Origin of the sequence: Oceanobacillus halophilus, from assembly GCF_003628505.1 — a bacterium.
In the GTDB taxonomy this organism is placed as follows: domain Bacteria; phylum Bacillota; class Bacilli; order Bacillales; family Amphibacillaceae; genus Oceanobacillus; species Oceanobacillus halophilus.
In genome coordinates, this window is the sequence record NZ_RBZP01000001.1 from 571,877 (window position 1) to 584,507 (window position 12,631).

Genomic DNA, 12,631 nt, shown 5'->3' on the forward strand with positions numbered 1-12,631 from the left:
ACAAACTGGAAGCGTTGTTTAATACGGAGGAACTACAGCCTAGTAAAAAGAGCTAACTTCTTAGAAGTTAGCTCTTTTCGTCAATCTTTACAGACCGCATTTCAATTGTGCGCCACAGCTAGTACATGTGTTACAACCGCCAATATCTTCAACTGTACCCTCACGGCAAACTGGGCACGTATTTCCAACTTCCGAACCAATAGTTACACTAGTTTTATCCAATTCTTGAACTGTATCAACTAGTACCACTTTTGGCTTTTCATCTTCTGGGAATAATTCCGTTTGTTCAAATGTATTTTCTTCTGCTTTTAGTGTGAGAACTTGTGTATCACGGCTTCCATCCACATACACTGTTCCACCTTTAGCTCCACCTTTATATAATCGTTCATAAACGCTTTCCACCTGTTCAACAGAATATCCTTTAGGGGCATTTACTGTTTTAGAGATGGAACTGTCAACCCAACGCTGAATTACACACTGTGTATCAGCATGATCTTCAGGTGCTAAGTCCATGGATGTTACAAACCAATCTGGCAAGTTATCCGGATCTATTTCTGGATGGCTATCCAAGTATTCTTGTACAATATCTGCTTTTACTTCAATAAACTTCCCTAATCGACCACTTCTGAAATAAGAGAAGGAATAATATGGTTCCAGTCCTGTAGATACTCCGACCATTGTACCAGTGCTTCCAGTTGGTGCAACAGTCAATAAATGGGAGTTACGTATACCATGTTCCAAAACGCCCTGACGAATTTCTTCAGGCATTTTCTTCATGTAACCTGTATTAATAAATGCTTCACGTAACTGTTTTGTTTCTTCCTCTGTCTCTCCAATTAAAAATGGAAAACTTCCTTTTTCCTTAGCTAATTCAATAGATGTTTGGTATGCCGTAATAGCGATTGTTTGAAAGATTTGATCTACTAATTGGTTTCCTTCTTTAGATCCGTATTTCGTTTCGCAGTAAATCAACAGGTCATGAAGTCCCATAACTCCTAAACCTATTCGTCTTTCTCCTAATGCTTGCTTTTCATTCTCTTCTAAGAAATAAGGGGTTGCATCGATAACATTATCTTGCATTCGCACACCAGTCTGTACGGTTTGTTTTAGTTTATCGAAATTTACTGTGCTTGTCTCTTTGTTTGCCATTTCCGCTAAATTTACTGCAGCAAGGTTACAGACAGAATAAGGTGCAAGAGGTTGTTCCCCACATGGATTTGTTGCTACTACCTGCTGTCCATAACTTTTAGCATTGGTCATGTCGTTCGCATTGTCAATAAAGAAAATTCCTGGTTCTGCAGAGTATGTCGCACAGATGTTTATCAATTTCCAAAGCTCTTTTGCTTTCATGTGACGATAAACTCGTATTCCGTATCCCATTTCTTCCCATTTGCGAACATCACCAACTTCATGCCATTGTTCATTGTATTCCTTCATTTCTTGTTCTGTGTAGTTTTCTACATCCGGAAAACGAAGTTCGTAATAATCATCATTTTCAACAGCCTCCATGAAGTCCTTCGTTATACATACAGAAATATTAGCTCCAGTTAGAAATTCTGGATTATGAACAGCATATGTCCCGCCTGTTGTTAATTTTTCCTCTGCTTCACGAATAGCTGCATCTGTAAATCCACCTTGTCCTGGGATACTTCGGTAATTAAGAATACCTTGGTAAAGATCTTCTTCCGTTTCAGTTAGTGGAGTGAATTTCAGTTTTTCTTGAGCATGTTTTCTAATTTGTTCATCTTCTGTGTTTTCGATCAAATATCGTAGTATTCTTGGGTTTTGCATTTTAGAAATAATAAACTCGATAATGTCAGGGTGAGAATCTACTAACATAATCATTTGAGCTCCACGCCTTGATCCACCCTGTTCTACCAAGTGAGTAAGTTTCGCAATATCATCTAACCACGATACAGAACCAGATGATTTACCGTTTACCCCTCTAGCAAGAGCGTTTCTCGGTCTTAGTGTAGAACCATTCGTTCCTACTCCTCCACCTCTGCTCATAATCTCCATTACTTTTTTACGATGATCAGAGATACCTTCACGTGAATCCTTTACATATGGCATCACATAGCAGTTAAAGTAGGTTACTTCTGTATTTGCGCCAGCTCCATAAAGTACTCGTCCAGCAGGAATGAAATTCAGATTCGATAATTCGTCATAGAAATTAGTATTCCATTCCAACTTTTTCCCCTCTGTTTTTTCTACTGCAGATAACCCAGCAGCATTCCGCTTTGCAATTTGTTCATAATAAACTTCCAAAGGTTTATCAATAGTATCAAGAGAACGTCTGACAACTCCTGTCTCTGCTTCCTTTACATCATCTAGTACTGATACATATTCTGAATCAACTTTCACTTCTGCTTCTTTCTTCTTCCAATCAATGGATTTTATAAATCCTAAACCTCTTGCAGGAAATTTAGGATCCGCTTTTACAGTTAAAACGACAAAATCTCCAACTTTTAGCGTTTTCTTTGTTGTATCTTTGAATGAATAACGGTCTAGCATGACTAAACGAGAAACACCTTTATGTGTAAGTTTCATATCGTCTGTTATTGGATGTACTGCATCAAATTTTTTTATATCTTCGTTAAGTACCTCTATGTTGATTTCATTCTTTCCTTCGACAACAATTGACATTTAATCGCTCCCTTAATCAATAATAAAAGTATACATAATGTATAAATTTATGATACTATTACAATACCATGTAAATGATAGTAAAACAATATATAGTGTTATTTTTTACACCAAATACTATATATGGGGTTTAAAGCTTTTTGTCAACTGAAGGAATCTATGAAAACAATTAAAAACGATAGATAAACCAAGGTATTACTAGCTAGTTTTACTACATTAACTTTTTTTAGATTTGCTATTTCGACTTTGCTTGACACAAAGAATATCCCTTTTTTATCGGCAACAAACAGAGAAAAAACTTTTAAAAATATTAATTTAAACATATAATATTATATGTATAATTGTGAAAGACGGGGGACAAATATGGAAATTTTAATTATCGCTCTAGTAATATTTCTCGCAGTTGGTATTTTTCGTTATTATCGCCAGCGCGCATATCTAAAAACCCTTACAGAAGAAGAGTTTGTTAAAGGGTATAGGAAGGCTCAATTAATTGATGTTCGAGAGCCACAAGAATTTGAAAAAGGTCATATTCTTGGTGCAAGGAACATACCAGTAACCCAAATGAAGCAACGATTAATAGAAATGCGCAAAGATAAACCTGTTTATCTATATTGCCAAAGTGGATCCAGATCTGCTAGAGCCGCACAATTACTTCATAAAAAAGGATATCAAGATATCTACCAATTAAAAGGTGGATTTAAAAAATGGACAGGTAAAATTAAGTCTGGACATTAATAAGAAGACCCAAGGTTGTGAATAACCTTGGGTCTTCCTGTTTTAACTTTGAGGATAATAACGTAAAATAGGTTTCCGTGCTGCAGTTGTTTCGTCCATCCGCTTAACAATTGTGTTATGCGGTGCTTCCTGAACGATTTCAGGATCTTCCTCTGCTTCTTTAGCAATTCCAAGCATGGTATCAATAAACCCATCTAACGTTTCTTTAGATTCTGTTTCGGTTGGCTCCACCATCATCGCCTCTTCCACATTTAGCGGGAAGTAAATGGTTGGTGGATGATATCCGAAGTCTAGCAAACGTTTTGCAATGTCTAATGTGCGCACTCCCAATTTCTTTTGTTTTCTCCCTGACAGCACAAATTCATGTTTACAATGCTGTTCATACGGCAAATCGTAAGCTGTTTCCAATCTCCGCATCATATAATTGGCATTTAAAACCGCATATTCACTTACTTTCTTCAGTCCTTCTGCTCCCATTGTACGAATATAAGAGTAAGCACGAAGATTAATAGCAAAATTTCCGTAATATGGTTTTATCCTGCCGATAGATTGTGGTCGGTTATCATCAAAGATATATTGATCATCTTTCTTGGTTAATACAGGTTTAGGTAAGAATGGCTCCAATTCTTTAGCAACTCCAACAGGACCAGAACCTGGACCACCGCCCCCATGGGGACCAGTGAATGTCTTATGAAGATTTAAATGAACTGCATCAAATCCCATATCCCCTGGTCGTGCATATCCCATAATCGCGTTAAGATTTGCCCCGTCATAATATAGTTTACCTCCAGCCTCGTGGACAATATCTGCCATTTCTAGGATTTCCTTTTCAAATAATCCGAGAGTGTTTGGATTAGTTAACATGAGTGCTGCTGTATCGTCACCAACCACTCGTTTTAAATCTTCTAGATCTACTAGACCATTTTCATTTGATTTGACAGTTACTGCATCAAAACCAGCTACCGCTGCAGAAGCTGGGTTCGTACCATGAGCTGAATCTGGGACGATTACTTTTGTTCTATTATAATCTCCATTTGCTTCATGAAAGCGGCGAATCATCATTAATGCTGTCCATTCCCCATGCGCACCTGCCGCAGATTGTAGGGAAATTTCATACATTCCTGTTATTTCTTTTAATGCCTCTTGCAATTCAAACATCATTTCCATCGCACCTTGGACTGTTTTTGGATCTTGATATGGGTGAATATGACTAAAACCGTCCAATCTTGCAATATCTTCATTTATTTTCGGATTATATTTCATCGTACAAGAACCTAATGGATAGAATCCCGAATCAACCCCATAATTTCGGTTAGAAAGACCAGTATAATGTCTCATGAGTTCTAATTCACTGAGTTCAGGCAGTTCTGGTTCTTCTTTTCGAATGTATATTCCATCTAATTCGTTTTCCAATTCTACTTCTGGCACATCTAATTCGGGTAAGCTAAAACCTGTTCTTCCAGGTTTACTACGTTCAAAAATTAATGGAAAGTCTTGATTAGACATGGATGATATCCCCCAATTCTTTAACAAAAGTATCAATTTCTTCTTTTGTGCGAATTTCTGTTACAGCAATCAACATGTGATGAGCTAATTCTGGATAATCTTTCTCTAAATTATAGCCACCAACAATCCTCTTTTCTAGCAATTTATCATTTACTTCTTTAACGGATTGTGTTAGGTTTACCACCATTTCATTAAAAAATGGACCATTATACACTACCTGTATATTTTTTTCCTCTAATTTTTGTTTTGCATATCTGGCTTTTTGCATATTTAACAATGCCATTTTTTTTAGACCTTGCTTTCCAATGGAACTCATTGCCACCGAGCTTGCAAGGGCATTCAACGCCTGATTTGAACAAATATTCGAGGTAGCTTTTTCTCTTCTAATATGCTGCTCTCTCGCTTGAAGCGTCAGTACAAAACCACGGACTCCATTTTCATCAACTGTCTGGCCAACTAATCTACCTGGCACTTTTCGCATAAGTTTCTTTGTTGTAGCGAAATAACCACAGTGTGGACCACCAAATTGAGCAGGAATACCAAATACTTGTGTATCTCCAACCACAATATCTGCTTCAAAGTGACCAGGAGGGGTTAAATAACCTAATGCTAATGGATTGCTGGAAACAATGAACATGGTTTTCTTTTGCTGCTTAATCAATTTATTTATTTCTTCAAGCGGCTCAATCTGTCCAAAAAAGTTGGGATACTGGATAACAACACTTGCTGTATATTCATCTAATTTTTCTTCTAACTCCATTAAATTAGTAGAACCATCCATTTGGTCTATCTCCACGATTTCCAGATTTTGCCCTTTTGCATAGGTTTCCACTACTTCTCGTGATTCGGGATGAACTGTTTTGGAAATGAGTATTTTTTTTCTTTTTGTTTGGGCAGCACTTAAATTAACTGCTTCTGCTAAAGAGGTACCACCATCATACATGGATGAATTTGCAATCGGCATTCCTGTTAATTCCGAAATCATCGTTTGAAATTCAAAAATCGCTTGCAATTCCCCTTGTGATATTTCTGGTTGATAAGGCGTATATGCAGTATAAAATTCTGACCTTGAAATAACATGATCTACTACCGATGGAATATAATGATCATAAACCCCAGCACCTAAGTACGATGTATATTCTTTTAGATTCACATTTTTATTTGCCATCTCTGTTAGTTCTTTTTTTAACTGATATTCATTGGCAGGTTTCTTAAGACTCATATCTTCCTGTAAACGAACTTTTTCAGGAATATCAGAGAATAATTCTTCTGTTGTCTTAACACCGATTGTATCTAACATCTCTTTTTTATCTGTATCAGTCATAGGTAAATACCGAAATTCCATGATTAGTTCCCCCTTATTTTGTTCGCTTATAAAATGGCGTTGGTACTACTTTTGCTTTTAATGTTCGCTTACGTACTTGAACAAATAATTCTGTGCCCTCTACTGCAAGTTCTGACTTCACTAATGCCAAGCCAATATTTTTCTTTAGAGTAGGAGATTGCGTACCAGATGTCACATATCCTACTTTTTCATTGCTAAAAAGGACATCATATCCCGTGCGAGGAATCCCTTTGTCAACCATCTCGATACCAATCAACTTTCTTTTTGTCCCTTTATCTACTTGCTCTTTTAATGCACTTTTACCTATAAATTGTGAACCTTTATTTACTTTTACAGCAAATGCTAAACCAGCTTCTATCGGAGATATTTCTTCAGACAATTCTTGGCCATATAGGGCAAGGTTTGCTTCAAAACGCAAGGTATCCCTAGCTCCCAACCCAACTGGCTTGATTTCATTTTCCGCTGCTAGAATTAATCTCCAAAGCTTTCGACCTACTGATTTGTCGATATAAATTTCAAAGCCATCTTCCCCTGTATAACCAGTTCTCGAAACAATTGCCGGCTTGTCGATACCCGAAAAATAAACATCGTCTTCAAATCGGAAAAACTTAATCTCACTTAGGTTCTTATTTGTGAGTGTTTGTAATATATCTTCTGCTTTGGGACCTTGAAGAGCTAATTGAACATAATTTTCAGACACATTTTCCAGTTGTACTTCTTCCTCTTGATATGTATTGTGTTTCTTTAGCCATTTATAATCTTTTTCTGTATTTGCTGCATTTACTACTAATAAATAATCATCTTTATTTAACATATAGATAATTAGATCATCTACTGTACCACCATGTTCATTGCACATAATGGTATATTGGGCACGTTTAGGAGACAACTTCGAAACATCATTAGTAGTCATAAATTGCAAGAATTCCAAACTTTTTGGACCTTTCACTTTAATTTCCCCCATATGCGATACATCAAAAAGGCCAGCTATTGTCCTTGTGGCTTGATGTTCTTCTTTAATCCCAGAAAATTGGACTGGCAGATCCCATCCACCGAAATCAATTGTTTTGCCTCCATGATTTGCATATTCAGGAAATAACGGGGTCCTCTTTAACTCACTCATTTCATCCACTCCCTTGTAAATTTTCATTAAATCAAAAAAGGACAGAGATTTCCTACTAAATGATAGGAAATCTCTGTCCTTCAACCAGAAAGTTGCATGTATACACTAAGGCAAATACCTTAGAACACCTAACATCATGTATACACTTGCTTCGTAGGCGGTTTACTTATTGTAAACTCTCTCCAGAGTTGCGTCCCACAAGAGTCTTTTTGCCTGAGAGATTCGCTTCAAAGCTTGCTCCTTCGGCGTTACTAATATCTGCTATACCAAAAGTCTGTTTATCCTCTTTGATGAACACAGAAATTAATAAACTCTCCCCTTGTAATCATCCGCATCATATATTTAGGATAGTTGGATATACTAAGAATCAGTATCAAAAATCCTCAAGTTAGTTTGAATTATACCATACAAATTTAGAAAGATATAGATAAATCCAAATTTTATTACTAAAAAAGGAAGTATCATATGGATTCTATACAAGTACACAAAGATTTAACCTTTATCTCAGAGCTAGAATCAACGTTCGATAAAGATGGACCGTATTCCAGCTGGGAACTATTTTCCATGGCATATCAAGCCGAATTAACCACAATGACACCTGAATTTAAAGGATTACGTGCCTTGGAATACTTGCCGCATGTTGAATTTTTAGACCATCAGATAAATGCTGCAGAGCAAGTAATTGAATCAATGAACGGAAGAGCAATTTTAGCGGATGAAGTTGGTCTAGGAAAAACAATTGAAGCAGGCTTAATATTAAAAGAGTATATGATACGTGGACTGGTAAAAAATGCACTAATTCTAGTTCCCGCTTCTCTAGTGAACCAGTGGGTTAGGGAGTTACATGAGAAATTCTATATTCCAGCAGTTGCTCATCGAAAAAACTATAATTGGGATCAGAATATTATTATCACCTCATTAGACACAGCAAAGCGACCACCACATCGCGAGCAAATTCTTGACATTGAATATGATTTCATATTAATCGATGAAGCACACAAACTCAAAAACCATAAAACAAAAAACTATGAATTCGTCCGTTCACTGAAGAAAAAATATTGCCTTTTACTGACGGCTACACCGGTCCAAAACAAATTGATTGAGATTTTCAATTTGATTTCCATCTTAAAGCCAGGCCACTTAGGAAACTATGAATCCTTCTTAAAGACGTACGGAAAAGGACGAACTAAAATTAAGCAAGACGCCTACTTAAAACAATTAATTCAGAAGGTAATGATTAGAAATACAAGAAATAACACAACTTTAAACAACGCAAAGCGAAATATCGAGACAGTATGGATTGATTTCCAACCAGAAGAAAAAGAAGTTTATCAGGAACTACACTCAACAACTGCTCGCATGTCAACTTTTTCAAAGATTACCTTCTTAAGAGAAATTTGTTCATCACGAGAAGCATGCTTTCTCTCTTTAAAAAAATTTAATGATAATGCAAAGGAAAAATCTCTATTTCAACCAGTAATTTCTAAAATAGAACAATTACCACATCATTCAAAAGCGGAAAAATTAGTAGAATTGATTCAACAGTTTGGTAATGAAAAAGTTATTGTTTTTACTGAATATCGAGCAAGTCAGCTTTATTTACAGTGGTACCTTCAACAACATGGTATTTCTTCTGTGCCTTTCCGAGGGGGATTTAAACGCGGCAAAAAAGATTGGATGAAACAATTATTTCAAAACCAAGTTCAAGTTTTGATTGCAACAGAAGCTGGTGGTGAAGGAATCAACTTGCAATTTTGTAATCACATGATAAATTACGACTTACCATGGAATCCTATGAGATTAGAACAGCGTATTGGACGTATTCATCGTTATGGTCAGGATAAGGATGTTAATATCTATAATTTTGCTATACGAGATACGATTGAAGAGCATATAATGACGCTATTATATGAAAAGATAAATTTATTTGAACAAGTAATTGGAAATCTAGATGACATTTTAGCTGAACTAAATATTTCAAGCATGGAGTCTGAATTAGAGCAGATATATACGGAATCAACTTCTGTTGGCGAAGTGAAGATTAAATTAGATAATTTATCTAGTATTATTAAACATGAATTAGACCATTCACAAGAGGGGCAAAAATATGGCTATAACTAATCTAGATCAATTTTTACAAGATTATTTCTTGTATCACAGGTGTTCGATATTAGAAAACGAGAATGGGGTATTACGAATACAATTAACAGAAGAGATGGATCGCACATTAATGAATAGGCCATTTTATTGGCATTACATTAAAAAAATCGGACAACAAGGGGAGCCTTTACAGCTTACTTTAATCACCAATCCTAAGAAAAAGAAGGAACAAGGAGAATGGATTCATTTTGGAAGTCCTAGGCTCCAACAAATTCTAAATCACTTAAAAGCTAATGAGAAATTCACAAAACTATTTCAAAAGGTTTCGGCAAACCGAAATACTCCTCTATATCCCTGGCTCGTAATTAATATGAAAATCAGTTACAAAGGAAAATATAAAAAAGATGAAGTATTCTCCATCGGTCTACAAATGGTAAATGGAACGATGAGATTAAAAATGATGGAATACCTGCAAACATTATCACTGCAAATATCCATTTCAGATTATTGTTATACAATATCTCCCTTAATTAAATTGCAGAGTGGTTATAAACGGATTGAAGCAGTGCTTAACCAATACATTGAAGAGCAAAACCATAAATGGGCAGAAGACTCTATTCACATAATGAACGAGGAAATTAATACGCTAAAAAATTTCTACGAAGGAGCTTCTGATGAAGAGCAACAGAAAAAAATGCAAAAAGAAATGGAAGAAATTAAGGTCAGATATCAGCCATCAATTACTTTCGAAGTGATAAATGGTGGAATTTTCTATCTAGTGGAGTAGAATAAAAGGCAGAATAGCACACAGTGGCTATTCTGCCTTTTTTCGTATGGACTTTAATACAAAAGGTAACACACCAAACCAGCGATTAGATAAACCAGTTGTTTTGGGATTGTTTTTGCGTTTTTTCCTTTCCTCTGCTGGCTGATCTAAATAGGAAACAACTTGCTCTGTTACAAATTTTATATAATCATTACCAGACACACCAATCACCTCTTCTTCTATAGGTTAAACGAACAACAAGATGTCTATTCAAAAAAAATAAAAAAATATTCAAAAAAAGAAGGAACTAGACAAATTATGTCGAATATTGTTTTTAAGAAAATTATAAAGGAGTTGAAAATGATTTGAGTTCTGCTTCATCATTATCTTCCACTATATTCAAGGCAGCGATTGAACAAAGGGCATCCGATATTCATTTCTATCCATTCGCTACACAAACGGATATATACTTTCGTATACTTGGTAAACGGATATTTTTTAAAAAAATATCTACCAATCAATATCAGTTTTTGCTCACCTACTTTAAATTTTCATCTGGAATGGATATTGGTGAGTCTAGAAAACCCCAAAATGGATCTATGACACATTATGAAAATCAATCGTTATTTTCCCTGCGTTTATCGACACTTCCTATTCATCATCAGGAAAGCCTAGCCGTCCGCATCTTACCGCAAAATGAGAATCACGCTCTTCACAATCTTTTCCTTTTTCCCAATCAATATAAACGAGTTAAAAGTTGGATTAGCAACCGTGCTGGTCTCATATTAATTACTGGTCCTACAGGAAGTGGTAAAACAACCACCTTATATACCTTATTAAAAACATTATTGCAAGAAGACTCCTATCAGACCATATCATTAGAAGATCCTATAGAGAAAGAAATACAGGACATTTTACAAGTACAGGTTAATGAAAAAGCTGGAATGTCTTATCATACCGGATTAAAAGCAGCTCTACGCCATGACCCTGACATTATTATGATTGGAGAGATTCGAGATAAATATACCGCTCAATTTGCTTTTGAAGCAGCTCTAACCGGTCATCTTGTCATGAGTACACTACATGCAAAAGATGCACTTGGAACCATCCACAGACTTCACGATATGGGAATTACTTCGACTGACTTACAACAATCACTAATAGCTGTAGCCGCTATACAATTATTACCTATACAAATGAATAAGCTAACAACAAGGCGTGCTGCTATACTGGAATTATTAGATGGAAAAATGTTAAATCAAGTCATAACAGGCGCAGACATAAATACTTCACCTAATTTCCATTCATTTCATCATTTAAGAAAGAAGGCGTATTCCTATGGTTTTATATCTGAAGAAGATTTATTTGAATCACACGAAAAAATTAAGTCATGATATTCAATTGAAATTTTTACAGCGTTTAACAAGATTATTAAAAAATGGCTACCCCATACTAGAAGCACTTGAAACTATAAAATGGGACAAGAAATTATCTGGAGCAGCTACTAAAGTTATAAATTCATTAAGAGCGGGAGTATCTATTGACAAGGCTTTTGAGGAGGCACATTTTCATCAGACAATAACTTCTTACCTATACTTTGTAAAGTTCAATAATGATTTAGAGGGAAGTTTTGAGAAATGTATTGAAATGTTTAGCCAGCGATTGAATAACACGAAAAAATTTAAAGAATTAATTAGATATCCTCTGGTATTGTTAACCATCTTCTCCATTCTGCTTACTTTTATCCATCAGTCAGTTCTCCCTTCATTTGCTGAGATTTTCCAAAGTGAAACCAATTCTAATTCAGCGATTCTAATTTCCATGAAGTTAATTGATCTGCTGCTTTCCTTTCTTTTTTTGGTCATTAGCTTATTGTTTGTCTTTAGTCTCTTTTGGTTATTTTTACGTCCGAAAATTCCTATAGAAAGGAGAATCCAATTATATACTAAAATACCTCTTTATCGGACTTATATAAAAACACAAACCTCTTACTTCTTTGCAACACATTTTAGTTCCTTACTTAAAACAGGCATGTCCATAAAAGAAATTCTACAGCATATGTCTCAACAACCCAAGTCAACTATCATTTCATTCTACTCCAGTATCCTTACTGAAGAACTAAGTCAAGGTGTTCATCTTACCTATATTCTATCAGGGTTGCCACTATTAGAAACTCAACTTACTTCTATATTTCAAAAAAACACGAATGCAGAAACACTTGAAAAAGATCTAGAACTATATGCTGAACTATTAGTGGAAGAAATCCAATTTAAAACGATGAAAACAATAACTATCTTACAGCCTGTATTCTTTTTATTTTTAGGAGCATTCATCATATTCATTTACGTCACACTAATGTGGCCCATGTTTCAACTGATTAAAACAATCTAAAAGGAGAGATTATACA

Annotated in this window: 10 protein-coding genes and 1 riboswitch; of the genes, 5 read left to right on the forward strand and 5 right to left on the reverse strand. The window is 35.4% G+C overall.

The annotated features are described in order from the left end of the window. Positions 1-87: 87 nt before the first annotated feature. A complete protein-coding gene (locus tag D8M06_RS02925; protein WP_121202846.1) occupies positions 88-2,646 on the reverse strand; it encodes a vitamin B12-dependent ribonucleotide reductase in 2,559 nt (852 codons plus the stop codon). A gap of 363 nt (positions 2,647-3,009) precedes the next feature. Here D8M06_RS02925 and D8M06_RS02930 point away from each other — a divergent pair, with 363 nt between their 5' ends. Beyond that, the gene (locus D8M06_RS02930) at positions 3,010-3,384 is read left to right on the forward strand and encodes a rhodanese-like domain-containing protein (protein ID WP_121202847.1); all 375 of its coding nucleotides are present in this window, start codon (positions 3,010-3,012) and stop codon (positions 3,382-3,384) included. 42 nt (positions 3,385-3,426) lie between these two features. On the opposite strand, the gene gcvPB is transcribed toward D8M06_RS02930, so the two are convergent. From gcvPB to gcvT, 3 genes are read right to left on the reverse strand one after another with little or no spacing between them, the layout of a single operon-like run. Further along, positions 3,427-4,890 (reverse strand): aminomethyl-transferring glycine dehydrogenase subunit GcvPB, encoded by a 1,464-nt coding sequence (gcvPB, locus tag D8M06_RS02935; RefSeq protein WP_121202848.1) that lies wholly within the window; start codon positions 4,888-4,890, stop codon positions 3,427-3,429. Next, on the reverse strand, positions 4,883-6,235 hold the full coding sequence (gene gcvPA / locus D8M06_RS02940) for an aminomethyl-transferring glycine dehydrogenase subunit GcvPA (RefSeq protein ID WP_121202849.1): 1,353 nt from the start codon (positions 6,233-6,235) through the stop codon (positions 4,883-4,885). The genes gcvPB and gcvPA overlap by 8 nt, the downstream gene beginning before the upstream one ends. A 13-nt stretch (positions 6,236-6,248) precedes the next feature. Next, complete coding sequence (gene gcvT, locus D8M06_RS02945) at positions 6,249-7,358, reverse strand: glycine cleavage system aminomethyltransferase GcvT (protein ID WP_121202850.1); 1,110 nt, start codon at positions 7,356-7,358, stop codon at positions 6,249-6,251. Positions 7,359-7,549: 191 nt separating this feature from the next. Next, a riboswitch (glycine riboswitch) is annotated at positions 7,550-7,687 on the reverse strand. A 136-nt stretch (positions 7,688-7,823) separates the two neighbouring features. Here gcvT and D8M06_RS02950 point away from each other — a divergent pair. Continuing rightward, complete coding sequence (locus tag D8M06_RS02950; RefSeq protein ID WP_121202851.1) at positions 7,824-9,479, forward strand: DEAD/DEAH box helicase; 1,656 nt, start codon at positions 7,824-7,826, stop codon at positions 9,477-9,479. Next, entirely contained in the window at positions 9,466-10,245 is a 780-nt protein-coding gene (locus D8M06_RS02955; RefSeq protein WP_121202852.1) for a YqhG family protein, read from the forward strand. Before D8M06_RS02950 ends, D8M06_RS02955 begins: the two co-directional genes overlap by 14 nt. A 27-nt stretch (positions 10,246-10,272) precedes the next feature. Here the strand turns inward: D8M06_RS02955 and D8M06_RS02960 are convergent, their stop codons facing one another. Continuing rightward, complete coding sequence (locus tag D8M06_RS02960; protein WP_121202853.1) at positions 10,273-10,446, reverse strand: YqzE family protein; 174 nt, start codon at positions 10,444-10,446, stop codon at positions 10,273-10,275. A gap of 143 nt (positions 10,447-10,589) precedes the next feature. Here D8M06_RS02960 and comGA point away from each other — a divergent pair, with 143 nt between their 5' ends. Together comGA and comGB are read left to right on the forward strand one after the other, a co-directional pair. Then, positions 10,590-11,618 (forward strand): competence type IV pilus ATPase ComGA, encoded by a 1,029-nt coding sequence (gene comGA / locus D8M06_RS02965; protein ID WP_121202854.1) that lies wholly within the window; start codon positions 10,590-10,592, stop codon positions 11,616-11,618. Further along, positions 11,563-12,615, forward strand: a complete 1,053-nt coding sequence (gene comGB, locus D8M06_RS02970; protein WP_121202855.1) for a competence type IV pilus assembly protein ComGB — start codon at positions 11,563-11,565, stop codon at positions 12,613-12,615. Before comGA ends, comGB begins: the two co-directional genes overlap by 56 nt. The last annotated feature ends 16 nt before the right edge of the window (positions 12,616-12,631 follow it).

Bases quoted from the DNA above. Each gene is read 5' to 3' on its own strand.
- D8M06_RS02925 (WP_121202846.1), bottom strand. From the start codon at position 2,646: ATGTCAATTGTTGTCGAAGGAAAGAATGAAATCAACATAGAGGTACTT.
- D8M06_RS02930 (WP_121202847.1), top strand. From the start codon at position 3,010: ATGGAAATTTTAATTATCGCTCTAGTAATATTTCTCGCAGTTGGTATT.
- gcvPB (WP_121202848.1), bottom strand. From the start codon at position 4,890: ATGTCTAATCAAGACTTTCCATTAATTTTTGAACGTAGTAAACCTGGA.
- gcvPA (WP_121202849.1), bottom strand. From the start codon at position 6,235: ATGGAATTTCGGTATTTACCTATGACTGATACAGATAAAAAAGAGATG.
- gcvT (WP_121202850.1), bottom strand. From the start codon at position 7,358: ATGAGTGAGTTAAAGAGGACCCCGTTATTTCCTGAATATGCAAATCAT.
- D8M06_RS02950 (WP_121202851.1), top strand. From the start codon at position 7,824: ATGGATTCTATACAAGTACACAAAGATTTAACCTTTATCTCAGAGCTA.
- D8M06_RS02955 (WP_121202852.1), top strand. From the start codon at position 9,466: ATGGCTATAACTAATCTAGATCAATTTTTACAAGATTATTTCTTGTAT.
- comGB (WP_121202855.1), top strand. From the start codon at position 11,563: ATGGTTTTATATCTGAAGAAGATTTATTTGAATCACACGAAAAAATTA.